This is a genomic window from Flavobacterium sp. MR2016-29 (assembly GCF_015350695.1).
GTDB lineage: Bacteria > Bacteroidota > Bacteroidia > Flavobacteriales > Flavobacteriaceae > Flavobacterium.
Genome location: NZ_JADKPU010000003.1, coordinates 20,280 through 45,527, shown reverse-complemented (window position 1 = coordinate 45,527; position 25,248 = coordinate 20,280). Strand labels below are relative to the sequence as shown.

27 protein-coding genes, 3 tRNA genes and 1 pseudogene are annotated in these 25,248 nt (G+C 32.9%); 8 read left to right on the top strand and 23 right to left on the bottom strand.

What is annotated here, in order from left to right; genetic code table 11:
* Nucleotides 1-33: 33 nt before the first annotated feature.
* Nucleotides 34-696 (top strand): TetR family transcriptional regulator C-terminal domain-containing protein, encoded by a 663-nt coding sequence (locus IR010_RS08935; protein ID WP_194603147.1) that lies wholly within the window; start codon nt 34-36, stop codon nt 694-696.
* Nucleotides 693-1,997: an ABC1 kinase family protein gene (locus tag IR010_RS08930; protein WP_194603144.1), complete on the top strand. Its 1,305-nt coding sequence runs from the start codon at nt 693-695 to the stop codon at nt 1,995-1,997. Before IR010_RS08935 ends, IR010_RS08930 begins: the two co-directional genes overlap by 4 nt.
* A gap of 238 nt (nt 1,998-2,235) precedes the next feature.
* Here the strand turns inward: IR010_RS08930 and IR010_RS08925 are convergent, their stop codons facing one another.
* The 15 genes from IR010_RS08925 to IR010_RS08855 all read right to left on the bottom strand — a co-directional run bounded on the left by IR010_RS08925 (nt 2,236) and on the right by IR010_RS08855 (nt 14,417).
* Nucleotides 2,236-3,531 carry a cryptochrome/photolyase family protein gene (locus IR010_RS08925; RefSeq protein WP_194603141.1) on the bottom strand — a complete coding sequence of 432 codons (1,296 nt, stop codon included), beginning with the start codon at nt 3,529-3,531 and terminating at the stop codon, nt 2,236-2,238.
* A 103-nt stretch (nt 3,532-3,634) separates the two neighbouring features.
* Nucleotides 3,635-4,096 (bottom strand): SRPBCC family protein, encoded by a 462-nt coding sequence (locus IR010_RS08920; RefSeq protein WP_194568356.1) that lies wholly within the window; start codon nt 4,094-4,096, stop codon nt 3,635-3,637.
* Nucleotides 4,097-4,105: 9 nt separating this feature from the next.
* A complete protein-coding gene (locus IR010_RS08915; protein ID WP_194568354.1) occupies nt 4,106-4,546 on the bottom strand; it encodes a sterol desaturase family protein in 441 nt (146 codons plus the stop codon).
* A gap of 118 nt (nt 4,547-4,664) precedes the next feature.
* Nucleotides 4,665-5,504 carry a phytoene/squalene synthase family protein gene (locus tag IR010_RS08910; protein WP_194568345.1) on the bottom strand — a complete coding sequence of 280 codons (840 nt, stop codon included), beginning with the start codon at nt 5,502-5,504 and terminating at the stop codon, nt 4,665-4,667.
* Nucleotides 5,505-5,515: 11 nt separating this feature from the next.
* Nucleotides 5,516-6,979: a phytoene desaturase family protein gene (locus IR010_RS08905; RefSeq protein ID WP_194568343.1), complete on the bottom strand. Its 1,464-nt coding sequence runs from the start codon at nt 6,977-6,979 to the stop codon at nt 5,516-5,518.
* Nucleotides 6,980-7,016: 37 nt separating this feature from the next.
* The gene (locus IR010_RS08900) at nt 7,017-7,916 is read right to left on the bottom strand and encodes a MerR family transcriptional regulator (protein ID WP_029272354.1); all 900 of its coding nucleotides are present in this window, start codon (nt 7,914-7,916) and stop codon (nt 7,017-7,019) included.
* A gap of 71 nt (nt 7,917-7,987) precedes the next feature.
* Entirely contained in the window at nt 7,988-8,950 is a 963-nt protein-coding gene (locus tag IR010_RS08895) for an ion channel (protein WP_029272355.1), read from the bottom strand.
* A gap of 133 nt (nt 8,951-9,083) precedes the next feature.
* The gene (locus IR010_RS08890) at nt 9,084-9,584 is read right to left on the bottom strand and encodes a tetratricopeptide repeat protein (RefSeq protein WP_029272356.1); all 501 of its coding nucleotides are present in this window, start codon (nt 9,582-9,584) and stop codon (nt 9,084-9,086) included.
* A 144-nt stretch (nt 9,585-9,728) separates the two neighbouring features.
* On the bottom strand, nt 9,729-10,295 hold the full coding sequence (locus IR010_RS08885; RefSeq protein ID WP_029272357.1) for a DUF4256 domain-containing protein: 567 nt from the start codon (nt 10,293-10,295) through the stop codon (nt 9,729-9,731).
* A 33-nt stretch (nt 10,296-10,328) separates the two neighbouring features.
* The gene (locus IR010_RS08880; RefSeq protein WP_194603138.1) at nt 10,329-10,907 is read right to left on the bottom strand and encodes a YdeI/OmpD-associated family protein; all 579 of its coding nucleotides are present in this window, start codon (nt 10,905-10,907) and stop codon (nt 10,329-10,331) included.
* A gap of 17 nt (nt 10,908-10,924) precedes the next feature.
* Nucleotides 10,925-11,302, bottom strand: coding sequence for a DoxX family protein (locus IR010_RS08875; protein ID WP_194603135.1), 378 nt, complete (start codon nt 11,300-11,302; stop codon nt 10,925-10,927).
* A gap of 5 nt (nt 11,303-11,307) precedes the next feature.
* On the bottom strand, nt 11,308-11,775 hold the full coding sequence (locus IR010_RS08870; protein WP_194568335.1) for an SRPBCC domain-containing protein: 468 nt from the start codon (nt 11,773-11,775) through the stop codon (nt 11,308-11,310).
* A 6-nt stretch (nt 11,776-11,781) separates the two neighbouring features.
* Nucleotides 11,782-12,105, bottom strand: coding sequence for an ArsR/SmtB family transcription factor (locus IR010_RS08865; RefSeq protein WP_194568333.1), 324 nt, complete (start codon nt 12,103-12,105; stop codon nt 11,782-11,784).
* 153 nt (nt 12,106-12,258) lie between these two features.
* A complete protein-coding gene (locus tag IR010_RS08860; protein ID WP_194603132.1) occupies nt 12,259-13,410 on the bottom strand; it encodes an acyltransferase family protein in 1,152 nt (383 codons plus the stop codon).
* Nucleotides 13,411-13,511: 101 nt separating this feature from the next.
* On the bottom strand, nt 13,512-14,417 hold the full coding sequence (locus IR010_RS08855) for a LytTR family transcriptional regulator DNA-binding domain-containing protein (RefSeq protein WP_194568329.1): 906 nt from the start codon (nt 14,415-14,417) through the stop codon (nt 13,512-13,514).
* A 224-nt stretch (nt 14,418-14,641) separates the two neighbouring features.
* Here IR010_RS08855 and IR010_RS08850 point away from each other — a divergent pair.
* A pseudogene (locus IR010_RS08850) lies at nt 14,642-15,932 on the top strand (M20 metallopeptidase family protein).
* A gap of 103 nt (nt 15,933-16,035) precedes the next feature.
* On the opposite strand, the gene IR010_RS08845 reads toward IR010_RS08850, so the two are convergent.
* From IR010_RS08845 to IR010_RS08835, 3 genes are all read right to left on the bottom strand, one after another.
* A tRNA-Leu gene (locus IR010_RS08845) sits at nt 16,036-16,118 on the bottom strand.
* A 43-nt stretch (nt 16,119-16,161) separates the two neighbouring features.
* Nucleotides 16,162-16,234: transfer RNA gene (locus IR010_RS08840), tRNA-Lys, on the bottom strand.
* A 38-nt stretch (nt 16,235-16,272) separates the two neighbouring features.
* A tRNA-Lys gene (locus IR010_RS08835) sits at nt 16,273-16,345 on the bottom strand.
* Nucleotides 16,346-16,472: 127 nt separating this feature from the next.
* Here IR010_RS08835 and IR010_RS08830 point away from each other — a divergent pair.
* Complete coding sequence (locus tag IR010_RS08830; RefSeq protein WP_194568325.1) at nt 16,473-16,991, top strand: shikimate kinase; 519 nt, start codon at nt 16,473-16,475, stop codon at nt 16,989-16,991.
* On the opposite strand, the gene IR010_RS08825 is transcribed toward IR010_RS08830, so the two are convergent.
* Both IR010_RS08825 and IR010_RS08820 read right to left on the bottom strand, forming a co-directional pair.
* A complete protein-coding gene (locus IR010_RS08825) occupies nt 16,983-17,483 on the bottom strand; it encodes a phosphoribosyltransferase domain-containing protein (protein ID WP_029272366.1) in 501 nt (166 codons plus the stop codon). The genes IR010_RS08830 and IR010_RS08825 overlap by 9 nt on opposite strands.
* An 83-nt stretch (nt 17,484-17,566) precedes the next feature.
* The gene (locus IR010_RS08820; protein WP_029272367.1) at nt 17,567-17,956 is read right to left on the bottom strand and encodes an RNA-binding S4 domain-containing protein; all 390 of its coding nucleotides are present in this window, start codon (nt 17,954-17,956) and stop codon (nt 17,567-17,569) included.
* A 79-nt stretch (nt 17,957-18,035) separates the two neighbouring features.
* Here IR010_RS08820 and IR010_RS08815 point away from each other — a divergent pair, with 79 nt between their 5' ends.
* Nucleotides 18,036-19,142: an FKBP-type peptidyl-prolyl cis-trans isomerase gene (locus IR010_RS08815; RefSeq protein ID WP_194603130.1), complete on the top strand. Its 1,107-nt coding sequence runs from the start codon at nt 18,036-18,038 to the stop codon at nt 19,140-19,142.
* Between the two features lie 76 nt (nt 19,143-19,218).
* Here the strand turns inward: IR010_RS08815 and IR010_RS08810 are convergent, their stop codons facing one another.
* The 3 genes from IR010_RS08810 to IR010_RS08800 all read right to left on the bottom strand — a co-directional run bounded on the left by IR010_RS08810 (nt 19,219) and on the right by IR010_RS08800 (nt 21,695).
* Nucleotides 19,219-20,172 carry a transketolase family protein gene (locus IR010_RS08810; protein ID WP_029272369.1) on the bottom strand — a complete coding sequence of 318 codons (954 nt, stop codon included), beginning with the start codon at nt 20,170-20,172 and terminating at the stop codon, nt 19,219-19,221.
* 75 nt (nt 20,173-20,247) lie between these two features.
* Nucleotides 20,248-21,099 carry a transketolase gene (locus IR010_RS08805; RefSeq protein WP_029272370.1) on the bottom strand — a complete coding sequence of 284 codons (852 nt, stop codon included), beginning with the start codon at nt 21,097-21,099 and terminating at the stop codon, nt 20,248-20,250.
* A gap of 281 nt (nt 21,100-21,380) precedes the next feature.
* The gene (locus tag IR010_RS08800) at nt 21,381-21,695 is read right to left on the bottom strand and encodes a hypothetical protein (RefSeq protein WP_194568321.1); all 315 of its coding nucleotides are present in this window, start codon (nt 21,693-21,695) and stop codon (nt 21,381-21,383) included.
* A gap of 334 nt (nt 21,696-22,029) precedes the next feature.
* Between IR010_RS08800 and tgt the strand changes: the two genes are divergently transcribed.
* From tgt to IR010_RS08785, 3 genes are all read left to right on the top strand, one after another.
* A complete protein-coding gene (tgt, locus tag IR010_RS08795) occupies nt 22,030-23,160 on the top strand; it encodes a tRNA guanosine(34) transglycosylase Tgt (protein ID WP_029272372.1) in 1,131 nt (376 codons plus the stop codon).
* A gap of 95 nt (nt 23,161-23,255) precedes the next feature.
* On the top strand, nt 23,256-24,344 hold the full coding sequence (locus IR010_RS08790) for an LptF/LptG family permease (protein WP_029272373.1): 1,089 nt from the start codon (nt 23,256-23,258) through the stop codon (nt 24,342-24,344).
* Nucleotides 24,331-25,218, top strand: a complete 888-nt coding sequence (locus tag IR010_RS08785) for a DMT family transporter (RefSeq protein ID WP_194603128.1) — start codon at nt 24,331-24,333, stop codon at nt 25,216-25,218. Before IR010_RS08790 ends, IR010_RS08785 begins: the two co-directional genes overlap by 14 nt.
* Nucleotides 25,219-25,248 lie beyond the last annotated feature (30 nt).

Below are 25,248 nucleotides of genomic sequence, written 5' to 3'. Positions count from 1 at the left end.
TTACCTTTAAGGCAAATTCTAAATTTTAATGAAATGGCAACTAAAAAAAAGATGATCACAAGAGATGATATTGTTTCAAAATATATGGATTACGTTTTAGAAAAAGGAGAAAAGCCAAAATCAGTTTATCATTTTGTCAAAGAAAATGATTTTACTGAAGCTGAATTTTATACTTTTTTTGGAACGCTTGAAGGTTTAGAAAAAGAAATATTCAGACTGTTTTTTGTAAATACTGTTGATCTGCTTCACAAAAACAGTGAGTATGAGGCATACAATATGAAAAACAAAATGCTGAGTTTTTATTTTACTTTCTTCGAGATGTTGACTGCCAACAGAAGTTATGTTTTGCAATCGCTAAAACTGGATCGAAATCCGCTTAAAAATTTAGTACAGCTTACTTCGCTTCGTGAAGTATTTAAAGAATATGTTTCTGAAATCTTGACAGACGACTATAGATTGGAACAACAAAAACTTCAAAAATTTCAAGAAAAGGCAATTCAGGAAAGTGCTTGGCTGCAATTGATGATGACGATAAAATTCTGGATTGACGATTCGTCTCCGGCTTTTGAAAAAACAGATATTTTTATCGAAAAATCAGTTAATGCTTCGTTTGAATTAATGAATGTCGCGCCAATAAATCATTTGATAGATTTCGGAAAATTTCTATTCAAAGAAAAAATATACAGCAAACAATGAAAACAATAGATTATATACCAACGTCAAAAATAGAAAGAGCCAGCAAATTAGTTCAGACAGGTGCAAAAGTGGGAGTAAACTACATTAAGCATTATGCTGAAAAAATGGTAAATTCTGATTTGACACGTGATAAATTAAATGAAAACAATGCCGAAGATATTTATGACGGACTAAAAAGCTTAAAAGGAAGCGCGTTAAAAGTAGCTCAAATGCTGAGTATGGATAAGAACTTCTTGCCTCAGGCTTATGTCGAGAAATTTTCTTTGTCGCAATTTTCTGTTCCGCCTTTATCGGCACCTTTAGTCTTAAAAACATTCAAAGCAAATTTCGGAAAAACACCTTATGAAATTTTTGACGAATTCAATGCAAATTCTGTAAATGCGGCAAGTATTGGTCAGGTTCATTTGGCTAAGAAAAATGATAAAAAACTGGCTGTTAAAATTCAATATCCTGGAGTTGCAAACAGTATTTCGTCTGATTTGGCTTTGGTTAAACCAATTGCAATTAGAATGTTTAACCTGCAAGGAAAAGATTCTGACAAATATTTCAAGGAAGTTGAAGATAAACTTATTGAAGAAACAAACTATTTATTAGAATTAAAACAAAGTCAGGAAGTTGTTGATGCGTGTAATAAAATCGAAAATATACTTTTTCCGAATTACTATCCAGAGTTTTCATCAGAGAAAATCATCACAATGGATTGGATGACAGGAATTCATCTTTCTGAATTTACGGCTAAAAATGCTGATCAGGAAGTTGGCGACAAAATAGGTCAGGCGCTTTGGGACTTTTATATGTACCAAGTTCACGTTTTACGAAAAGTTCACGCAGATCCGCATCCAGGTAATTTTTTAATTAATGATCAAAATCAGCTAATTGCTTTGGATTTTGGTTGTATGAAACAGATTCCCCAGGAATTTTACTCACCATATTTTGAATTGATTAATAAAGCAGTTTTAAATGATTTGGAAAATTTTAATAAAAAATTATTAGAGTTAGAAGTTCTTAGATCTGATGATTCTAAAGAGGAGATCGAATATTTTACAAATATGTTTTTTGATTTGTTATCACTTTTTACCAAGCCTTTTCAAAATGAAACCTTCGATTTTGCAGATGAAACTTTTTTTAATGCAATCGCCGAATTAGGAAAGCGTTTCTCGGAAGATACAAATCTTAAAAAAATGAATGGAAATCGTGGTTCTAAGCACTTTATTTACATGAACCGTACTTTCTTCGGACTTTATAATTTAATGTTCGATTTGAAAGCAAAGATTGTGGTTGATAATTATTTGAAATATTAAGTTTTTGTTTCAAGTTTCAGGTTTCAAGTTGGCTGAACTTTACATATAGAACTTTGTCAAAGTTTAAAACTTTGACAAAGTTTTTTTTGTCTTGTTTGTCATCCTGACGAAGGAAGGATCACACTCGTAAATCGATAAAGATTGGCGGCTTTCTGTGCGGAATTTCTTGTGTGATTCTTCCTTCGTCAGGATGACAAGATTACGAACAATTGGAATTTGGAATTTAAAATTTTGGAATTTATTTCAAAATTCCAGCCTTATAAGTAGCAATAGCGCGATCTCTTGCAAAGGCATGGTCGATCATTGGTTCATTATATCCTAAATCAAATTCTGGAATCCATTTGCGGATGTAGATTCCTTTTTGGTCAAATTTCTTTAGTTGAATTTCAGGATTAAAAACTCTGAAATAGGGCGCAGCATCACAACCCGTTCCAGCTGCCCATTGCCAGTTTCCTACGTTTGAGGCCAATTCAAAATCTAGTAATTTTTCTGCAAAATACGCTTCGCCCCATTGCCAGTTAATTAGCAAATGTTTGCATAAAAAACTTGCTACTACCATTCGCACGCGATTGTGCATGTATCCGGTTTCATTGAGCTGACGCATTCCGGCATCGACCATTGGGTAACCTGTTGTGCCAGAACACCATCGTTTAAAATCGTCTTCGTTATTTCGCCATTGGATGCCGTCGTAAGCTGATTTAAAATTGTGATTAACACAATTTGGAAAACTGAAAAGAATCTGAATAAAAAATTCTCTCCAAATCAATTCGCTTAAAAAAGTTTGATTTTTCTTGTTCGCCCAATTGACTAATTTTCGGATACTGACAGTTCCGAAACGCAAATGAGGAGACAGATAAGAAGTGCTGTCTAAAGCTGGAAAATCTCTCGTTTCTTTATAATTTGAAATGTGAGTTAAGTTGTGTGGAAGCACTTTTATTAAACTTCTTTCAAAACCAATTTCAACTAATTCGGGAAATCTAAATTGATTTTTTGCAAAATTTGCAAAGTAAGGTTTGGTATCATATTCTGGAGCTTGTTCAGAGAAATGATATTTCTCGAGCCATTTGTTTTTATATGGTGTGTAAATCGTGTAAGGCAGTCCGTCTGCTTTTGTGATTTCTTTTTCTTCAAAAATTACATGATCTTTAAATGAAAAAGTTTCAATATTATTTTTTTTTACTAAAGAAGAAATTGCTAAATCGCGTTCAATAGCATATGGTTCGTAATCCTTATTGAAGAAGATTTTCTGAATATCAAATTCTTCTAATAGCGATTTCCAAACATCAATTGTTTTTCCTTTTTTAATTAAAAGAGAAGAGTCAATTCCAACAAGTTCAGTATTTATTTTTTGAAGGGAATCATAAATAAAACTTACCCGTGCATCGTTTTTAGGAAGGTTTTCTAGAATATCTTCATCAAAAATGAATAATGGAACTACAGGAAATTCAGAGTTTAAGGCATGAAATAATCCAGTATTATCTTCTAAACGCAAATCACGTCTAAACCAGAAAAAAGTAACTTTTTGTTTTGTCATTATATTAATTTCTGCTTTTGAAATTTTGTTGTGTTGCCAGAGATTTCTATTAGAATAAAAACGTTTAATGATTTGTATTAAGCTGTGAAATCTTTAGCAGAACTTATTTCAAATTGAATAATTCTTCAATCTTATTGTGGCGATATTCAAAAATGGCTTTTAATTTTCTTTTTACAATTAAAGCATTCATAAGTCGGCCTAAATACCAAAAAGGCAAAGCATAATGCACAATATCTACCATTTTTGTTCCGTTTGCGACAGGCTCAAAAAAATGTTTATGATGCCATAAAGCGTAAGGACCAAAACGCTGCTCATCTATAAAGTATTGATTTTCTTTTGAAACAGTTATGATCGTTACCCAGTTTATTTTTATTCCTAAAAGAGGTTTTAATGTGTATGTAATAATTTGACCAGGATACATGCGCTTGCCGTCAAAATCTTGAATCTCAAAACTCATATTGTCAAGAGTTATGGTTTGAAGGTTATTTGGGCTTGAAAAAAAATCCCAGCATTCTTCAATACTGGCATTGATATGCTGTACAGCTTCTATTTTATATACTTTCATAAAGTAAATTTACATTTTGTAATATTTGAAAGGAACAAATAACATTCCGAAGCATTCTCCATGCTCTTTTCCTAAATGTTTGTGGTGAATTTTATGTGCTTTTCGCAACCCAATAAGGTATTTGTTTTTAGTGTTTTTAAACCATTTAAAACGCTGATGAATCAAAACGTCATGAATTAAAAAGTAGCATATTCCGTAAGTTGTTATGCCACAAGCAACAAAAAACCAATAATTAAATCCGCCTTGAACTCCAAAATAAAACAGCACGATGCTCGGAACCGCAAAGATTACAAAGAAAACGTCGTTGCGCTCAAAAGTATGCTCGTACTTAGGCTGATGATGATCAGCGTGAAAATACCACATAAGCCCGTGCATAATGTATTTGTGCGTGAGCCATGTAACACATTCCATGAACAGAAAAACACCTAAAAAGATTAAGAAAGAAATCATTTTTTTTTATTTGTTGAAATATTAAAATTATTATTTAAAATATGATGAGCTTACCTTTAAATTATAAAAGATTGACTCAAAAAAGTATTTAGTATTTAGAGCTAAAGAATTAGGAAATCTAAACCAGCTTCAATTTGTAAGTTACAAAAGATTGCGCTAAAAGTCCTGCTTTAGTATAATTTGAAACTCTGATTCTAGAAGTTCCAATTTCGTAATAAGGTGTATTTTTTAGCTTTTTCAGTAATTTTTTATAATAAACAAAAGCAGTATAAACGCCAAATTTAGCTTCGATAGGAAGTTTTACAATTCCTTGATATGCAATTCTAAAATCTTCTTCGATTTCATTGATAATGGCTGTTTTTGCATTTTCATCAAAAGAATTCAAATCGACTCCTGGAAAATAATTTCGGTTTAAAACCAAATTATCATCTTTTAAATCTCTTAAAAAATTCACTTTCTGAAAAGCAGATCCTAGACGCATTGCTTCGTTTTTAAGCTGTTCGTATTTATGATCTTTTCCTGAAACGAAAACTTTCAAGCACATCAAGCCAACAACATCTGCAGAACCGTAGATATAATCTTCATATTCAGTTTGTGTATTATAAGTTGATTTTATAAGATCGAGTTTCATACTTTTTAAAAAAGCCTGAATCATATCATCTGTAATATTGTATTCTTTTACAGTGTGCTGAAAAGAGTTCAGAATCGGATTAAGGCTGATTCCAAGTTCCATCGCTTTATAAAACTCTTTTTCAAAATCGTTTATGAGACTTTCTTTGTCGTATTCATGAAACGAATCTACAATTTCATCTGCAAAGCGGACAAAACCATATATGCTGTAAATAGCATCGCGAATACTTGGCGACAACATCTTTACTGCTAGCGAAAATGAGGTGCTGTAGTGCTGTGTAACAAGCTTACTGCATTTAGAAGAAACGGCGTCGAATAGTGATTTCATTTTTTTAAGATCTAAGATTTTTGAATTAACTCAGCAACCAATTTTCCCGAAATTAAAGCAGGCGGAACCCCTGGTCCAGGAACGGTTAGTTGCCCTGTGAAGTATAAATTCTTTACTTTTTTGCTTTTTAATTTCGGTCTTAAAAAAGCAGTTTGTAATAAGGTATTTGCCATTCCGTAGGCATTTCCTTTGTACGCGTTATAATCGGATACAAAATCATTTTTACAGAATGATCTATTAAATATAATACTATTTTTAATTTTTTGTTGTGTAAGTGCTTCAAAACGAGTGATAATTTTTTCGAAATATTCTTCTCGAAGCGATTCACTGTCTGTTATTCCCGGTGCTAACGGAATCAAAAAGAAACCGCTTTCCATACCTTCCGGCGCAGCAGTTATGTCTGTTTTAGAGGGAAAATTGGCGTAAAATAACGGAGACTCTGGCCATTTTGGTTTATCATAAATATCTGCTGCATGCTGATTAAAATCAACATCGAAAAACAGTGCATGATGCGTTATGTTTTCTATTTTTTTATTAAAGCCCACGAAAAATAGGAGAGAAGAAGGTGCAAAAACACGGCTATCCCAATATTTTTCAGAGTAAGCTCTGTCTGATTTTTCAAGTAAAGTTTCTGTATGATGATAATCAGCACCGCTTAAGATAATATCTGCACTGATGATTTTTCCGTTGATAACAATTCCAGTTGCCGTTTTGTTTTCGACAATTATTTTTTCTATTGCCGAATTGGTTTCAATTGAAACGCCTAATTCACGAGCTAGTTTTTCCATACCGCGAACAACATCAAACATACCGGTTTTAGGATGCCAAGTGCCTAAGCCAAAATCGGCATAATTCATAAAATTGTAAAATGAAGGTGTTTTGGTAGGTTTTGCTCCCAAAAATAAGACTGGAAATTCAAGAATCTGAATCAGTTTTTCATTTTTGAACTTCTTGCGGATATCAGTACTTACGTTGCTAAAAAATTGACCAAGTTTTAAAGTAGTTTCGAGAGTGACTAATTCTAGCGCCGAAACCCCAGGGCGATAAACTAAATCTTTGATCGCAATATCATAATTGCTTTTGGCTTGATTGATAAAGGTTTCTAACTGTTTACCGCTTCCTTCTTCAATACTTTCAAAAGTAGACTTGATTTCCTCTAAATTGTCGTAAATGTTAATGAAATCGTCAACGCCAAAATAAACCCGATAGGCTGGATTCAATTTTACGAGTTCATAATAATCGGATGTTTTTTTGTTAAAATCCTGAAAAAAACGTTCAAAAACATCGGGCATCCAATACCAGCTTGGTCCCATGTCAAATGTAAATCCGTCTTTTTTAAATTGTCTGGCTCTACCGCCAATACTATCATTTTTTTCATAGATAGTCACCTTGTTGCCTTGCTGAGCCAAGTAACATGAAGCGGCTAAAGCTGAGAAGCCTGATCCTATTATTGCTATTGTTTTTGTTTTTGTCATCTGTTTAACAAATGTACAAAAACTTTAAACAAAAATATTAGATTTGTTCTATTGTTTCTTCCATAGAATCAAAAATTCGTATTCTGTCTGGCAAATTAGCTTGATCAATATGTTCTACCATGTTGCCCATAAGCCAAATTTCGTTGTTTTTTAGAAGTAATTTTTGTGCCATAGTCTTAACGTATTGATTGATAACACTACGATCTGGCTGTACAGTCATAAAAGAAACGAAAGTAATGTTCTCAAAATGACGCGTAAGATCCTGTAAATTTTCTATCGGCATACTTTCGCCTAAATAGATGGTTTTGTATCCTTTAGATAAAATTTCGTATTGCAGATATAATAATCCAATTTGATGAATTTCATTTAATGGCAAGGAAAGTACAAATAATCGATCTGTTTTAGTTGGCTTTAATATTTGAAGGCTTTCGGTATAAATTAAAATCTTCTGCTTGATCAAATGGCTCATGAAGTGCTCATTTGCAGGAGTTATCGTTTCAGATTGCCACAATAATCCTAACTCTTTTAATAACGGCAAAAAGTGATCTTTGAAAACTTCTTTAAAGCTTTTTTCAGAAATCAGCCAATCAAAAGTGGTGAAAAACAATTCTTGGTCAAAATTCATCATTGCCATCTTAAATGAAGTAATGGCGTAGTTTTGAGAATTTTTCTTCGAGATAATTTCTCTAACTAATTGCGGAATTTTATCATCAGGATAAGTAGCTATTTTAGATATTTTATAACCGTATTCGTGTAATAATGTTATGTTTAAAAGCTTTTGTAAGTTTTGTAAATTATAGAGTCTGATATTAGTATCAGTTCGCATGGGCTCAAGAATATTATATCTTTTTTCCCATATTCTGATTGTATGAGCTTTTATGCCAGATAAGTTTTCAAGATCTTTAATGCTAAAGACCGTTTTTATATTGTTCACCATTTGTTATTATTGAATAAACAAAAATAAAATAAAATCTGAAATAACCCTTAAAACTTACTAAAAATGGTCGATTATTCGAGGTTTGTAGTATCATACTGATTTAATTTATCTAAATACAAAATCGTTTTAGTGCCATCCTTGCTTCTATTGTACATTGTTACGAATTTTGCGCCATAAATAATCTCACTAAAAGTATAAGAAGTTCGGGCTGCAACAGTGTTGCTATACAAATCATCAAAAGTGGTAATGAAAACTAAAATTTCGCCATGTATTTTTTTAAAGTCTTCTTCAGTAAAATTGTATAAAGGACTTTGTTCTGTTATAGGATGAACTAGTGTCCAGCTTAAAGAAAGTGCATTAATTCGATCTAATTCGAGTTCTAAATTGTAGAATTTGTTTGTTCTTACGCCGTTTTCTTCAACACTCATTCCTAATGTAACTTTTGCTTTTGCATCTGTAAAATTGGTATTTTTAAAAGGAACAAGACGTATCATTAGGCCTTTATTTTCTCCGTAAGGCGAGATTAAGGCATTGTGCGAAAACTTCAGGAAAGCGGTTGGCTTGCTGAATCTTCCAAAAAATAAACCTGTTGCAATAGCAAAGCTCAATAAACCAATTAAGGCTTCCGCCGAAGACAAAGCGCTTGTTAAAAATCCGGTTGGACTTATATGGCCGTAACCAACAGTTGTAAAAGTTTGTGCACTAAAAAAATAAGCTTGCCCAAATTGAGTCAATACACTTTGCGATTGTGCGATTCCGTCGAGATGTTGAATTCCGATTGCATAGTAAATAACAGCGAAAATAAAATTGATTACGATGTAAAAAGTAAAAAGTATCAACATGAATTTCCAATTAGGCATATCGATCATGGTATGATACCAGCTAATGCGTCGAAGTATATTCATACCTCTTTTTTCGATATTTGGGGTTCCGTTTTTATTTACGAATCTCCCGCCATAACTGCCTGCATTTGTCCCGAATCCAGAGTTTTTATCGGTTTGAGCGTTGTTGTTTATTTTTTTAAGAAGTGCCATCGAAATTAAATTTGAATGACAAATGTAAGGATATCTTTAATAGGAAATTGTGGTTGGGTTTTTAATAAAAAAGCAACCTGTAAACAGCTAGTTTAAAGATTGCTTTTTAGTTATTTTTAATTGTAAAATCAGTTTATTTGCAAAAAGTAGCCCTGTTTTTAATCGCACTCTGACTTCCTAATTCGATTGCTTTAGAGAAATCGCTGCAGGCATTTTTTTTGTCTCCAATTTTATTATATGCCAAAGCTCTAAGATTGTAGGCAATATAATCTTTCGGATTTAAACCTAATGAAGCAGTGCAGTCTTCGATAGTTTCTTTAAAGTTCATCAATTTGTAATTTACGTTTGCTCTTCCCGTAAAGGCATCTGCATTCATGTCGTCTAATTCGATGGTTTTGCTAAAATCTGCCAACGCACCTTTTAAGTCGTTGATTTTAAATTTTGCAACACCTCTGTTTTGGTAGGCTTCAACAAATTTTGAATTCATGCCGATGGCTTTAGTATAATCAGCGATGGCGCCTTTTGTGTTGCCGGCTTCGGCTTTTTTCATGGCTTTGTCAAAATAAGCCGTTGCAGATTGCGCCCAGGTAGAGCAGGTAATCATAATAAATGATGCTAATAGTAGGTGTTTCATAAACTAATTTGGGATTAGGTTGATGTGTTAATTAATTCTGAAACGAATTTAGCAAAGTTTTATTTGTAAGAGAAGTTCTTTTTGTGAAATAATCTTGATTAATTTTAAATATAATATAAATTATTTGCCCAAATTCAAATAAAATTAAACTCTTAAAGAACCGCGAAATCCCCTTGCAGCATAATAAGATTCTGCTCCATTATGATATACAAAAACAGTGTCGTAACGAAAATCTGAAAACAGCGCGCCTCCTAATTTTCGAATGTTAGAAGGTGTGGCAATCCAGCTCGAGGTTTTAGTATCAAAATTTCCCAGTTGCTGTAATTCGCGATATTGTTCTTCTGTCAAGATTTCAATTCCCATTTCTTCAGCCAAATCAATTGCACTGTTTTTGGGTTTGTTTTCTTTTCTTGAATCAAGCGCTTTTCGATCATAACAAAGACTTCTTCTTGCTTTTGGACTTTCGGCCACGCAATCAAAAAAAATGTATTCATCTTTTTTTTCATCATATCCAACCACATCAGGCTCGCCTTCCGTTTTTTCCATTTGAAGCAATGACCAAAGTTTCTCTGTATGAGATTGCAGTTTTTTTTCTACTTTAGACCATTCAATACCTTTATGACGGCTCATGTTTTTTTCAAAACGAGCTTTCAAAATACTGATGATTTCTTCCTGCTCTTCTTGTGTCAACTTGTTTTTTATGAAGCTCATGTTGTTTGCTTTTTTTAGAGGGGTGAATTAAAATTAATCATTTAATCCTTTTCCGTCAAGAATTAGCGGGATATATTTCTCGACTCTTGATTCTCTCGTTTTAGATTGTTTAGGCTGCGAAAAATGAAGCAAGTAAGCTCTTTGACGTCCTGGCGTTAGACTTTCAAAAGCTTTTTTTAATTTAAAATCTTCATCAAGTTTCTTTTGAAATTCTTCAGAAACTGCAAATTCTGTTGTCTTTTTTAAATCGACTTTTAAGCCTGCTTTTTCAATTTCGATCGCTTCATAGATATACCTTTTTAAAACGTCTTTTAATTCAATAATTTCTTTAACGTCGGTAAATCTAATTTGTCTAGCAGCTTGCACATTTTCTGTTTGCTGAATCATAATTCCATTTGTGTCTTTTAGTAGCGCACCTTTAAAAAATAAAAAGGCACAATACTCTTTAAAGGCATGAATTAAAACAATATTGCCTTTTTGATACATGTAGCAAGGATTTCCCCATTTTAATTCTTCTGTTAACTGGCAATCAAGAGCGATGGTTCTTAATTGCTCCAATTCTTCTTGCCACTTTTGGTCTTTGTTAAAATAAAAATCAACTTTAGGATTCATTGTAACTATTTTTAAAGTTAAACCGAAATTGTTTTTCTATTTTCAGGTCTAAAATACCATGAAAGTACAGTAAGAATTAGCAATAAAGTGGGCCCAAAATATTCTTTTACTCCATCGCCAATTGCAAAGTGCGAAAATATAGCGCCAGACATAGCAAAAAAGAAACCTGCATAGGCCCATTCTTTCAATAAGGGAAATTTTGGAATAAGAACTGCGATTACGCCAAGAATTTTCCAAACGCCTAATATTGTTAGAAAGTAAAGTGGATAACCCAAATGTGCCATCATTTCTTTTTCTTCCTTTAGTTGTAGTAATTGTACAATTCCGGTTGACAGCATTCCTAATGAAAGCCAAGCGGTTGCAATCCAATAGATAATTTTGTTTCTCTTTGTCATGATTCTTATTTTAGTTTACTAACGATATCTTGTAGGCGATTGTGAGCCATATTTATGCCTTGAGCAAATGGTAATTGCAGCATTTGATCTCTAAGAGCAATTGATTTGTATACCACATGCATTTTGAGTCTGCTGGTGTTTTCTGTTAATGTTTCAAATTCTAAAAATTCTAACTGAACAGCAAATGGAGAATTTTCCATTTCAAATGTTCGTGTGATTTTTTGGTTTGGAATATATTCATGAATAACACCGTTCGCCTGAAATACCACATTTCCTTTAGGATCGCTTGTTTCAAATTGATAGCCTCCGTGTTTCTTGTTTTCAAGTTTGAGTACTTTTGTTCCCATCCATTGTTCAACTATGCTTGGTTCAATGTATGCTTTAAAAAGTAAGGCTGCCGGAAGATCAAAATCTCTTGTAATTACAATTTCTTGCTTCCCATTTTCTGCGTCTATTTTTGTCTTTTGTTCCATTTTGATTTAGTTTTCGGGTTTGTAGTTTTTCATAATTGATTCAAGTTTGTTAAATCGGTCGTCCCACATTTTTCTGAAAGGCTCAATAAAATCAGCTACTTCTCTCATTTTTTTAGCATTGATATTGTAGTGAACCTCTCTGCCATTCTGTGTTTGTTGTAACAATTCGCACTCGGTTAATATTTTCAAATGCTTGGACACAGTTGGTCGCGCCGTGTCAAAGTTAGATGCAATAGCACCTGCGGTCATAGATTGCGAAGTTACCAGCAATAATATAGCTCTTCTTGTTGGATCTGCTATGGCTTGAAATACATCTCTTCTTAAATTCATTGTGAAGTTATTTGGCTACAAATTTATATGTAGTTATTTAACTACACAAATTTTTTTACTATATTTTTTAAAAATATCTAAAAGGCTGTAATAAAAAATGGTACAAAGAATTGTTTATTCTTTGTACCATAAGGCTTGAGTATAGAAGTTTTTTTAAATTATTTTTTTGACTCCAGGAATTAATACCAGCATTGATCCAAATAAAAAACTGCCTAAAATTGCCAAAGGAGCTGCAATTAAAAGTTTTATTGCAGAATCAACTTCCCAGTTTCTTAAAGCTAATGTAAAAGCAACAATTGCCAGCGGATGAAAAATATATACTGCAAAACTAGAACGGGATAGTTTGCAAAGTAATGTTGATGAAGTATTCCATTTTCTTTTTCCTTTAACTAATAAAGCTGTTAGGATAGAAAGACCAATCCATTGTTCCCAGACCGCGTATAATAAAGATTGCCAGTGAAAACCGCCACAATACCAAGAAACTGGCATGTTTAATTTCTGTTTGATTATAAAAAATAGAGGAAAAAATAATAAACATAACCAAGCTGATAAAGTCAGTTGTTTTCCTGTACGCTCTGTTAGTTTGTCGAACCAGTTGTTCTTTTTTGCAATAAGGCCAATTATAAACAGTGAAATGTATTGCGGAAAATGCCCAAATTGAAAACCAATTGGTTTGAGCACCCATCCAACAGGAAATACAATTCGCACAACAAAACTAATAATCCCCAATAATACTGCAAATAATAATATACTGCTGGTTTTTGGTACAGCTAAGGAACTTTTGTAATTAATTTTAAAAAGACTTTTCATTGTGGCATAAATTAACGCGAACAGCAATAATGCGGCGATAAACCATGTTACGCCAGTTTCGTAATCATTGTAACCAGAAAGATATTGTAGAAATGTGATGTGTTCTTCTTTTGCAAAGTAATTTACCAAATAGCTTAAAAACGGAGAAAGAATAAAAGAATAGAAGAGAAGCGGAATGCCTAATCTGATGAGACGATCCTTAATAAATTTCGCAGCTCCTTTTCTATCATAAGATGCGTCTGTAAAATAAGCGGATAGCAAAAAGAAAAAGCCCATAAAAAAAGACTGATTAATGCTTATTAATATTGTCATCGGAATTCTGGCGCCTTCAATGTTTGTTTTTTCACAATAGTACCAGCCTTCAGAAGAATTATAAGCGATAAAAATGTGATGAAGTATTACTAATATTGTTAAGAGGATTTTAATATTATCTATGTAAAATAATTTGTTTGAAGTACCCGAATCCTGATTCGCGGTAAAAGTTGCAGTTGTCATAATAAATTGGTTTAGCGTTATTGATGACAAACGTACAACAAGAAGAACCCTTTGTTTTAAGGCTTGTTACTGATAACTAGCTTTTGTGATGAACAACAAGTTTAAGCGATATATTTCGTGCGAAGCTCTTGGTAATAGTTATTAAAGCTATCGATTTGTTTTCTGGAAACGGGAATTTTTATGTTGGTTTCATTAAAAGATAAAAGATAGCCTTGTGAATTTCCGGTTACCTTTTCTACTTTAAACATGTTTACTAAATAGGTTCTGTGGCATCTAAAAAAGTGTGGATAATCTTTTATTTGAGTTTCAAATTGAGTTAAAGATATTCTCTTTACTTCTGTGTTAATTTGATTGCCGTTTGATTTTGTTAACTCTATATAATTACCATCTGCTTTTGCGAAAAGTAATTGATCAATATCCAGACTAAAATCGTCTTGTTTTACCTGTGTACTAATAAAGAGATTGGACTTAAAAGTTGTTTTTTCAGGCTCAACCGCAAGTGGAATAAATTGAAGAACAAATGGTTCACCTTTTTTGGATTCAAAATAAAAGCTGGATAATCTGAGAAAGAAATAGAAAAATATTCCTGCCACAAAGCAATTTCTGATTTCTTCAAAAAAATATTTCCAAGACCAGTTGTTTGGATTATCATAAAGTAAATCTCGTAATAAAAAACTCGATACACCTATTAGAAATAAAAGAACCCCAATATGAATGTATTCTTTAAGTAAAGTCCAATTGCTTCGATTTTGTATTTTCCTGAAATAATTTAATATTTTAAAATAAGAACCTAAAATCAATGCTGGAACAAAGCCATGAAAAAAGCAGATCAATAAATAATGCATTTTGAGTTCGGGATCATAAACTCCAAAAGGTCTGAATAGCAAAAGAAAAGTTATAATAATAAGAAAAACCACAACCGAACTTTTTATTAGATTTTGAGACTGATATCTTGTAGGATATTCAATTTCCTTTGTCAAATGTTCTGTGTTGATGTAAAATCTCATGATTAAAATTTGTTCGGGAATAAAAATACAAAAAATAGTGAGGCTGCCGTTTTGTTTAAAGATTATTTGGAGGTACGGAATTCTGCACTCTTACTAAAGAGTTAAACATTATAAATGAGTTTTGTTATTATATATCTATTCAACACTTTAGAACCAAATAATTTATCTTTTAATATGGTTATATTAGCCGTTTTGTAATTAAGTGATATTTAACAAAACTCCAAATGAATAAACAAATTCTATTAGCATTACTTTTTGTGAATATATGTTGTACAAAACAAATTATTTATGCACAGGAAAAAAATAATGAAATCGCTGCTCAAGAATCTATTCAACTCGAAACGGATAAAATTTTCGATAAGCTCGTTCAAATTAGAAGAGACTTTCATGAAAAACCAGAACTTGCCGGAAAAGAAAAAAGGACACAAGAATTAATAAAAAAATATTTACTGGATTTAGGCCTTCAAGTTGAAACTAATATTTACGGTTATGGTGTCGTTGGTATATTAGAAGGTACTAAAAAAGGTAAAAAAATTGGCTGGAGAGCCGATATGGATGCTTTGCCAAATGACTTTCCTGATAAATCTGATTTTAAATCCAAGATAAAAGGTGTTCAGCATGGTTGCGGACATGATATACATATGGCAATTGCGCTAGGAATTGCAGAAGTTCTAGCAAAAAAACAAAAAGACATTGCACGGTACTGTTTATTTTATTTTTCAGCCAGAAGAAGAAACATTTAAAGGAGCAAAAGGAATTATTGAGAATAAAATATTTGTCAAATATAAACTTGATGAGATTTACGGACTTCATATAACGGCATTGCCGGCTGGACAAATAATGGTAAAGCCTAATGAAATGTTTGCCTACCAAAAAGAAATAGAAATAGAATTTAAAAACAGATTGTCAGGAGAAGAAGTAAAAGAACTCACGTCAAAAATTCGAAATTCTTTAGTTAGGTCGAATAACGGCAGCAAGCCATGGGAAATCCAATCTATTATAGATTCTAAAATTGGATTGATGAATCCGAACACAATATTTAAAGACTATTTAATTGTTGACGAAAATTTTAGAACCTATTCTAAAAATAATGTGTTCTATTTAAATACAGAACTATATGAAACAGATGCTGCTCGATTGAAAAATATTATTCCGACCGTTGAGCAGGTAATTAGAGATAATAATTACGCTTCTCAAGTACTTTCTGTTAAGTATATAAAAGAAAATCCAACAGTTTTAAACCATCCAAATTTAACATCCATTTCTATAAATACACTTGACGATATGTATGGAAAAGGATTTGTAACAATTGATTACGGACAGGTTCCTTATTTTAATGATGATTTTGCCTATTTTCAGCAAAAAATACCAGGAGTTTATTTCTTGCTAGGAGGTTCTAATTTCGAAAAAGGAATTGTAGCAATGAATCATGCTCCTAATTTTGAAGTTGATGAAGAATGTATCAGAACTGGTGTAAAAGCATTTTCTTCGTTGCTGTTTCAAAGAGGTGGATGAAATAAAAAATTAATTAAAAGTAGTTCGCAAGAGTTCTAATGTGAATTCTGCGGATAGAAAAGAAAAAAACCTATTTCATTTTGAAATAGGTTTTTTTCTTATGTGACCACGGTGGGATTTGAACCCACACGCCCTTACGAGCACCACCCCCTCAAGATGGCAAGTCTACCGTTTCTCCACGTGGCCCAAACAAAAAAAAGGTCAAGTAAATTAATACTCGACCTTTTTGTGACCCGACTGGGGCTCGAACCCAGGACCCCATCATTAAAAGTGATGTGCTCTACCGACTGAGCTATCGAGTCATTGCTTTCAAGAAACTTGTATTGTGAATCACAATTTGTGACCCGACTGGGGCTCGAACCCAGGACCCCATCATTAAAAGTGATGTGCTCTACCAACTGAGCTATCGAGTCATATTCGTTTCTTGAATGCGGGTGCAAATATAAGGAGTTATTTTTGATATTTGCAAGCTTATTTATTATAAATTTGTCTTTTTTTAATCAAAATTTACAACGCCTTAGTTTATAGGGTATTATTAAAATGAAAAAAATCATATTATTAGGATATATGGGTTGCGGAAAGTCAACTATTGCCCAAAACCTTTCAAAAATTACAAATATTCCGTTTTTAGATTTAGACAAATGCATAGAAAAAAGAGCAAATTTGTCCATAAATGAAATTTTCGAACAGCACGGAGAAATCTATTTCCGTAAATTAGAACACCAAATGTTCTTAGAATTACTTCAATCTTCAGAAAAAAGCATAATAGGTTTGGGTGGTGGTACACCATGTTATGCCAATAATCATGAATTATTAAAAAGAGATGATGTTATCTCGATTTATTTAAAAGCTTCAATTGAGACTTTATATAATAGATTAGTGCATAACAAAAGCAAACGCCCTTTGATCGCTAATATGGAGGAGGAAGAAATGAAAGAGTTTATCGCAAAACATTTATTCGACAGAAGCTTTTATTACAACCATGCACAGCAAAAAGTTTCGGTAGATAATAAAACGGTTGATGAAACAGTTCAGGATATTTTAGAAATCTTAGCTTAAAAAAGCATAATCATCACCATTTTCATTAAAAACAACTTGTACATGTTCTAATAAAGATGTAGAAAGAGATATTCCTTTAAAATCGGCCTTTACAGGGTATTTTTTATGATTTCTGTCTACAAGTACCGCTGTTTTGAATTTCTTTAGCGGTACGTCTAAGAAATGACGAACAGCATAAATCAAAGTTGTGCCTGAGTTCAACACGTCATCAACTAAAACCAATCCTTTGTTTTGGTACTCTTCTTTAGTTAAAGAAGTTTGAATTGGCAATTGTGGATTCTGTTTGTCGACTTTTACTTCGCAAAGAGAAACTTTAAGTGTTGAGATATTGCTTAACGCTAAAGCAATTTTTTCGGCAAAAACAGATCCATTAGAAGCAATTCCAGCAATTACAACTTCTTCTTCGTCAACAAAGGTTTCGTAAATTTGATAGGCAATACGTTTTATTTTGTGTTCGATTTCCTGATTGGTTAAGATGATGTTTTTGCTCATGATTTATTTTTTTTGCTAAAATACAATTAGAATTTTAGATTTCAGATTTTAGATTTCAGATTTTTTGAGTTTGAATTTGGAATTTAATTTTCCTCGTCTTCATCAAAAATTTCATTTCCATATTCATCAATATCTCTTCTATCTTTTTTAGTAGGTCTTCCTGTGCCGCTTTTGCGATAGTGCTCTTTAGACAGTTTTAAAAGTTCTAAATGAGCGTAAGCTTCTGCGGGGGTTTCATTTTTTCTGTAAATATCAACTAGTTTTGCTCCCACGCGACTTTCTGGAATGTCGAGTACGGTAATAATCTGCGTAATTTGATCTTTCCTAAAAGTAATTCGGTCAGTAGGAAAAACTTCTTTAGAAGGTTTGGCAACCTGCCCATTTACAGTAACGTGGTTTTTTTTGCAAGCCTCTGTTACCATGTTTCTGGTCTTGTAATAACGCACGCACCACAAGTATTTATCGATTCTCATAATTTTTCTAAAATCAAAGTTAAATTCTTTACAAAAATAAATCAATATTGTATCTTGCGCACCTAAAAAATTAACAATAATGAATAAATTTAAATATTATTTTATTTTAGTACTGGCAAGTATTGCTATAGTATCATGTAATAAAGATAATGATGATCCAGTAGTGGTTCCTGTTCATGACTATGCAGAACAATATAAAGCAGATAATGATTCTATTGTAAAATATTTAAATACTAATTATATTACGGTTACGAATAGTCCGGGTACTCCAGAGGATCAGGATGTTGTTATAAGTAAAATTACAAATCCTGCAACTCAGCCTTCTATTATGTCTTATCTTAATAGTGCTACTTTTCCCAAGTTGTTGACCAGAGATGTTTATAATGATGATATTACTTATAAAGTTTATTATTTGGTTCTAAGAGAAGGATCTGGAGAAGCTCCAACTAATACCGATAGAATTTCTGCTTCTTATTCAGGAAATCTTTTAAACGGAACAGTTTTCGATACTTCATACGGTATCGGGCGTACTTTTGATTTATTTGTATATGCAGAATCTCCTGTAATAGATGGCTGGGGAGAGATTTTTCCTAAGTTTAGAACCGGTATAGCAAGTGATCCTTCACCTACTGGTGAAATCACGTATTCTGATTTTGGTGCAGGTGTAATGTTTTTACCCTCAGGATTAGGTTATTATGCAAATACAAAAGATAAAATTCCTGCTTATTCGCCTTTAGTTTTTAGTTTTAAGCTCTTGGGGCTTCAAAGATTAGATCACGATATCCAAATTGTAAACGGACAAGCGACTTCGGCTCCAGATGGTATTCCTGATTATTTTGAAGACATCAATCATGATGGTTATCTGTATGATGCAAGAGATACAGCACGTTACCCAAATCTTCCTGCAGCTTTAGTCGATGATACAGATAAAGATGGTTTGGCTGATTTCTTAGATTTTGATGATGATGGTGACGGATATACAACTAGATTTGAAATTACAAAACCAACTGGAGCTCCAAAGACTGGAATAAGTTTATATTATCCTTATAACCCTGTCTCTGACAATCCAAAAACACCAAATGTAGATGAGACTGAAACTTACGGAATTCCTGCTTTTGGAGGCGATTATACTACTCCTGACAGATTAAGACTGCATATTGATAAAGATCATCATGCTGTTAAATAATGATAAATAAAAATTAGACATAAAAAAACCTCGAAAGTGATTTCGAGGTTTTTTTATAAAGTAAGAAAATCAAAAATTATTTTCTTTTGATAACTCTTTCTACAGCTTCAACAATTGCTTGATTGTTTAGTTTGTATTTTTCCATTAATTGCTCTGGAGTTCCAGATTCACCAAAACTATCATTTACAGCTACAAATTCTTGCGGAGCAGGAGTATTTAAAGCTAATACTCTAGAGATGCTTTCTCCAAGACCTCCAAGAATATTATGCTCTTCTGCCGTTACCACACATTTAGTTTTAGCCAATGATTTAAGAATTGCTTCTTCGTCAAGTGGTTTAATAGTGTGAATGTTAATTACTTCAGCAGAAATTCCTTTTGCTTCTAAAGCTTCAGCGGCGATAAGAGCTTCCCAAACTAAGTGTCCTGTTGCAACAATTGTTACATCAGTTCCTTCGTTTAATAAAATTGCTTTTCCAATTACGAAAGGCTCGTCAGCAGGAGTAAAGTTAGGTACAACCGGACGACCAAAACGCAAATAAGCTGGACCATGATGATCAGCTAAAGCTAAAGTTGCAGCCTTAGTCTGGTTGTAATCGCAAGTATTGATTACAGTCATTCCTGGCAACATTTTCATTAATCCGATATCTTCTAAAATTTGGTGAGTTGCTCCATCTTCTCCTAATGTTAAACCAGCGTGAGAAGCGCAGATTTTTACGTTTTTATCAGAATAGGCAACAGATTGACGAATTTGATCGTAAACTCTTCCTGTAGAGAAATTAGCGAAAGTTCCTGTAAATGGAATTTTTCCTCCAATTGTTAAACCTGCAGCGATACCAATCATGTTAGCTTCTGCGATTCCAATTTGGAAGAAACGCTCTGGGTGATTTTTTTTGAAATCATCAAATTTTAATGATCCAATTAAATCAGCACAAAGTGCTACTACTTTTTCATTTTTTTGACCTAATTCAGTCATTCCCGCTCCAAAACCAGAACGAGTGTCTTTACTTCCTGTATTTGTATATTTTTTCATTTTTGTCTTTTTGCTGTACGCAATAGGCTGTAGGCAATAGGCGTAAAACTTACTGCTTAAGGCTTATAGCTTTTTTTAATAGTCGATTTGATCTGCAGAATAGTTTTGAGCCAAAGCACTTGCCAACTGATCGTTGTTTGGTGCTTTTCCGTGCCAAGCATGAGTGTGCATCATAAAATCAACACCGTTACCCATTTCAGTATGTAGTAAAATACAAACTGGTTTTCCTTTTCCGGTTCTTGATTTAGCATCTGTTAAACCAGCGATAATTGCATCGATATTATTTCCTTCAGCAATTTCTAAAACATCCCAGTCAAAAGCTTCGAATTTTGCACGAAGGCTTCCCATTGCAAGAACTTCGTCAGTTGTTCCGTCAATTTGTTTTCCGTTAACGTCTACAGTTGCAATAAGATTGTCTACTTTTTTAGCAGAAGCATACATAATAGCTTCCCAGTTTTGACCTTCTTGTAGCTCACCATCACCGTGCAAAGTGTAAATTAAATGATTGTCGCCATTTAGTTTTTTAGCTTGAGCTGCTCCAAGAGCAACAGATAAACCTTGTCCTAATGAACCAGAAGCCATACGAACTCCAGGTAAGCCTTCGTGAGTTGTTGGGTGTCCTTGTAAACGAGAATTTAACAATCTGAAAGTTGCAAGTTCTGAAACAGGGAAATAACCGCTACGTGCTAAAACGCTATAAAATACTGGAGAGATGTGTCCGTTAGAAAGGAAGAAGATATCTTCTCCAATTCCGTCCATATCAAAACCTTCTTTGCGGTCCATAATGTTTTGGTAAAGTGTTACCAAAAATTCAGTACAACCTAAAGAACCACCTGGGTGGCCTGAGTTGACAGCATGTACCATTCGAAGAATATCTCTTCTTACTTGGATAGTTAAATCGCTTAATTGTTGTGTGTTAGGCTTCATTTTATTTGTAAAAGTTAAACTGGTGCAAAAGTAATTTTTATTTTGCGGGCTGACAAATGATTTTTTGCTTTAGTTTGCTGGAATTGTTAAATTATAGTTCTTTTTTTATTAATCTCGAAAAAAAGCCTGAAATCTTGTAGATAGTACATAAAAAGTTTGCCACAGGTTAAGCAACATAGATTTTTAAATCTTTTTAATGCTTAACCTGTGGCAAAAATAAACTTGAGAAATTATTTAATCAAATTTGGGGTAAAAAAGGTGGTAACGTAAATGAGGGCAAATTAATCATTCCCTCTGCTGTAAAAATTGTTTTCTTCATCCTCAGAACCAATATCTTCCTGTTCGTCATCAAGTTCAGAACCTGGAACGTCTAAGTCGTTTCCGAGTTTGTCGCTGTTTTGTTTCCACTCGTGATTATTGTCTTGATTAATGATTCTTTCTCCTGAAATTCCTTCCGGATCAATATCTTCTAACTTGTCTTCCTGATTGTAAATATCTTCGTTAGCTGGATAATCTAAATTTTCTAAATTTCTTTCAATTTGATCGTCCTTAATTTGATCTAAATCAACAGGATTTTTTTCTTCTGAATTTATCATGATTTCTAATAATTTAATTGACACTAATTTAGTTTTTCACTAATAATAAAATTAAGAATTAGATGCCGTTTGATGTTACACTTTACGATTGTGATTGTTGTAAATTTTACATTTATGAGATAGTTAAGAATTATAATTTATTAAAGATTAAATCATAATGGTTTTGCTTCAATTTTTACGTTATCGTCTGGACTGCTTGCCATTTTCTCATTATCAAACTGCCATGTTTTCTAATTATCTAATTTTCTAAATTGACAAATTATCTAATTAATTAAATTTTCCTCAAATTAACCTATCTTTGCCGTCCCGAACAATCGGGAGAAAAAAGAAACAGATGAAGTTTGATTTATTACAAAAAGATCCGCAATCAAAAGCAAGAGCGGGAAGCATTACTACAGATCACGGCGTAATTGAAACGCCTATTTTTATGCCTGTTGGGACAGTTGCATCTGTAAAAGGTGTACATCAGCGCGAACTTAAAGACGATATTAATCCGGATATTATTCTTGGAAATACTTACCATTTATATTTGCGTCCGCAGACAGAAATTCTTGAAAAAGCTGGCGGATTGCATAAATTCATGAATTGGGATCGTAATATTTTGACAGATTCTGGAGGATATCAGGTATATTCTCTTTCAAATAATAGAAAAATCAAGGAAGAAGGAGTGAAGTTTAAATCGCACATTGACGGTTCATATCACTTTTTTACGCCAGAAAATGTAATGGAAATTCAGCGTACCATTGGGGCTGATATAATTATGGCTTTTGATGAATGTACGCCTTATCCATGCGATTACAGATACGCACAGCGCTCTATGCACATGACGCACCGCTGGTTGGATCGTTGCATCAGTCACTTAGATAAAGTTCCGTATAAATACGGATATGAGCAAACTTTTTTCCCGATTGTGCAAGGAAGTACTTATAAAGACTTACGTCGTCAATCAGCAGAATATATTGCCAATTCTGGTCAGCAAGGAAATGCAATTGGTGGATTATCAGTTGGAGAACCTGCAGAAGAAATGTACGCGATGACCGAAGTGGTTTGCGAAATTTTGCCAGAAGACAAACCACGTTATTTAATGGGAGTTGGAACGCCAATTAATATTTTAGAAAATATTGCATTGGGAATTGATATGTTTGACTGCGTAATGCCAACCCGTAATGCAAGAAACGGTATGTTGTTTACAGCAAACGGAACAATCAATATTAAAAATAAAAAATGGGAAGCTGATTTTTCTCCAATTGATGAAATGGCCCATACTTTTGTAGATACCGAATACACAAAAGCTTATTTGCGTCATTTATTCGCAGCTAATGAATATTTAGGAAAACAAATCGCGACTATACATAATCTTGGTTTCTATATGTGGTTGGTTCGTGAAGCTAGAAAACATATCTTAGCAGGAGATTTTAGACCATGGAAAGAAATGATGGTTAAAAATATGAGTCAAAGACTTTAAAAAGTTTCAAGTTTTTTAGTTTTGAGTTTCAAGTTCTATACTGAACGTGAAATCTGAAATATAAAACCTGAGCATTAAATTGAAACGAAAAATCTATGCTGACAATAATAGATAAGTATATTTTAAAAAGATATTTAGCCACTTTTTCGGTGATGATTCTCTTGTTTATTCCAATTGGGATTGTAATTGATGTCTCTGAAAAGGTGAATAAGATGTTAGAAAACAAGATTCCATTTACTCAAATTGCAATCTATTATTACAACTTTACTATTTATTTTGCGAACTCTCTTTTTCCGATATTTTTATTTTTATCGGTAATTTGGTTTACCTCAAAATTGGCAAATAACACAGAGATTATCGCTATTTTAAGTTCTGGAATCTCATTTACGAGGTTTTTGCGTCCTTATATTATCGGAGCTTCAATCGTTTCAGTTTTCGTACTTCTAATGGGATTTTTCATTGTTCCAGCTGCCAGTGAAGGGTTCAATAACTTTAGGTATACTTATTTAAAGGGAAATGGAAAAGAGCTCATGCGTGGCGAAAACACCAATGTTTACCGCCAGCTTAACGATAATGATTTTATTTTTGTAAATAGTTTTAATGAAGAATCAAAAACAGCTTTTAATTTTACACTGGAGCATTTCGAAAAAGACAAACTGACTTATAAAATTAGTGCCAGCCGTATTAAATGGGATCCTAAAAAGAAAACGTATATTCTTTATGATTACACCAAAAGAACTGTTGGCGAATTGAATGATGTTATAGAGAAAATTCCCGAAAAAGAAGTGAAATTTAAGTTTGAACTGGCCGATTTAACTCCGGTAGTGTATATTGCAGAAACACTTTCGTTAGGAAAATTGATCGATTTTATCGAAAAAGAAAGAAAAAGAGGCTCAGGAAATATCAATACATATTTAGTAGTACTGTATAAAAAATATAGTGTACCAGTATCTGCTTTTATATTAACCATTATTGCTGTTGCTGTTTCGGCTATGAAACGTCGTGGCGGAATGGGAACGAATTTGGCAATCGGAATTGCAATTGCTTTTTCATTTGTCTTTTTTGATAAAATATTTGGTACTCTTGCCGAAAAATCTACTTTCTCACCTTTATTAGCTGTTTGGTTCCCGAATATTGTTTTCGGAATTTTGGCAGTTTATCTATTACGAAATGCGAAACGATAATTTAAAAAGTTATTTAAATCTTCATTTAATTGTTTTTATCTGGGGATTCACTGCTATTTTAGGTGCATTAATTACTATTGATGCCGAAAATTTAGTTTGGTTCAGAATGCTTCTTGCAGGAATTTTTCTTGCCGGATTTATTGTGTATAAAAAACAATCTTTTGTCATATCAGCTCAATCTTTAGCCAAATTAATTTTTGTCGGATTATTAATTGCGATGCATTGGATTTTCTTTTTTCGAGCCATTCATGTTTCTAATGTCTCGATCACTCTATCAATATTTTCATTAGGAGCATTTTTTGCATCTTTATTGGAACCGCTTTTTTACGGCAGAAAAATATTATGGTACGAAGTTTTCTTTGGATTAATTATCATTGCAGGTCTTTGTTTGATTATGCAAGTTGAGGTAAAGTACTTGCACGGCATGTATTATGCCTTGGCTTCGATCATTTTAGGCGTATTATTTACTTTAATGAATGGGAAATTAATCTCAGATCATGAACCTTCAGTTATTACATTTTATGAATTTGGAGCTGGCGTTTTCTTTATTTCAATTTATTTTTTGGTGCAAGGAAAATTTAATGCTGATTTTTTTACAATGTCATTAAATAATTGGGTTTTATTGCTGATTTTAGCTTCGGTTTGTACCGCTTATGCGTTTACGGCTTCAGTAAAAGTAATGCAGCGATTAACTCCTTATACGGTAATGCTAACGACTAATTTAGAGCCCGTTTACGGAATTATGCTGGCTTATTTTATTCTTGGCGGAAAAGAAAAAATGAGTGCAGAATTTTATATTGGCGCACTGATAATTGTAATTACAGTTATTTTAAACGGGGTTTTTAAACATTATAAAAACAGGAAAGAACTGTAATAATTTCCTTATCTTTAAATTACATTTTTA

Coding starts and splice junctions, on each gene's coding strand:
- IR010_RS08880 (WP_194603138.1), bottom strand. CDS start 10,907: ATGAATCCTAAAGTTGATTTTTATTTTAACAAAGACCAAAAGTGGCAA.
- IR010_RS08855 (WP_194568329.1), bottom strand. CDS start 14,417: ATGAGATTTTACATCAACACAGAACATTTGACAAAGGAAATTGAATAT.
- IR010_RS08810 (WP_029272369.1), bottom strand. CDS start 20,172: ATGAAAAAATATACAAATACAGGAAGTAAAGACACTCGTTCTGGTTTT.
- IR010_RS08920 (WP_194568356.1), bottom strand. CDS start 4,096: ATGAAAGTATATAAAATAGAAGCTGTACAGCATATCAATGCCAGTATT.
- IR010_RS08895 (WP_029272355.1), bottom strand. CDS start 8,950: ATGGCACTTCTTAAAAAAATAAACAACAACGCTCAAACCGATAAAAAC.
- tgt (WP_029272372.1), top strand. CDS start 22,030: ATGAAGTTTGATTTATTACAAAAAGATCCGCAATCAAAAGCAAGAGCG.
- IR010_RS08870 (WP_194568335.1), bottom strand. CDS start 11,775: ATGGAACAAAAGACAAAAATAGACGCAGAAAATGGGAAGCAAGAAATT.
- IR010_RS08805 (WP_029272370.1), bottom strand. CDS start 21,099: ATGAAGCCTAACACACAACAATTAAGCGATTTAACTATCCAAGTAAGA.
- IR010_RS08885 (WP_029272357.1), bottom strand. CDS start 10,295: ATGAGCTTCATAAAAAACAAGTTGACACAAGAAGAGCAGGAAGAAATC.
- IR010_RS08825 (WP_029272366.1), bottom strand. CDS start 17,483: ATGAGCAAAAACATCATCTTAACCAATCAGGAAATCGAACACAAAATA.
- IR010_RS08935 (WP_194603147.1), top strand. CDS start 34: ATGGCAACTAAAAAAAAGATGATCACAAGAGATGATATTGTTTCAAAA.
- IR010_RS08900 (WP_029272354.1), bottom strand. CDS start 7,916: ATGGTGAACAATATAAAAACGGTCTTTAGCATTAAAGATCTTGAAAAC.
- IR010_RS08865 (WP_194568333.1), bottom strand. CDS start 12,105: ATGAATTTAAGAAGAGATGTATTTCAAGCCATAGCAGATCCAACAAGA.
- IR010_RS08875 (WP_194603135.1), bottom strand. CDS start 11,302: ATGACAAAGAGAAACAAAATTATCTATTGGATTGCAACCGCTTGGCTT.
- IR010_RS08910 (WP_194568345.1), bottom strand. CDS start 5,504: ATGAAATCACTATTCGACGCCGTTTCTTCTAAATGCAGTAAGCTTGTT.
- IR010_RS08915 (WP_194568354.1), bottom strand. CDS start 4,546: ATGATTTCTTTCTTAATCTTTTTAGGTGTTTTTCTGTTCATGGAATGT.
- IR010_RS08925 (WP_194603141.1), bottom strand. CDS start 3,531: ATGACAAAACAAAAAGTTACTTTTTTCTGGTTTAGACGTGATTTGCGT.
- IR010_RS08785 (WP_194603128.1), top strand. CDS start 24,331: ATGCGAAACGATAATTTAAAAAGTTATTTAAATCTTCATTTAATTGTT.
- IR010_RS08830 (WP_194568325.1), top strand. CDS start 16,473: ATGAAAAAAATCATATTATTAGGATATATGGGTTGCGGAAAGTCAACT.
- IR010_RS08820 (WP_029272367.1), bottom strand. CDS start 17,956: ATGAGAATCGATAAATACTTGTGGTGCGTGCGTTATTACAAGACCAGA.
- IR010_RS08800 (WP_194568321.1), bottom strand. CDS start 21,695: ATGATAAATTCAGAAGAAAAAAATCCTGTTGATTTAGATCAAATTAAG.
- IR010_RS08860 (WP_194603132.1), bottom strand. CDS start 13,410: ATGACAACTGCAACTTTTACCGCGAATCAGGATTCGGGTACTTCAAAC.
- IR010_RS08790 (WP_029272373.1), top strand. CDS start 23,256: ATGCTGACAATAATAGATAAGTATATTTTAAAAAGATATTTAGCCACT.
- IR010_RS08905 (WP_194568343.1), bottom strand. CDS start 6,979: ATGACAAAAACAAAAACAATAGCAATAATAGGATCAGGCTTCTCAGCT.
- IR010_RS08815 (WP_194603130.1), top strand. CDS start 18,036: ATGAATAAATTTAAATATTATTTTATTTTAGTACTGGCAAGTATTGCT.
- IR010_RS08890 (WP_029272356.1), bottom strand. CDS start 9,584: ATGAAACACCTACTATTAGCATCATTTATTATGATTACCTGCTCTACC.
- IR010_RS08930 (WP_194603144.1), top strand. CDS start 693: ATGAAAACAATAGATTATATACCAACGTCAAAAATAGAAAGAGCCAGC.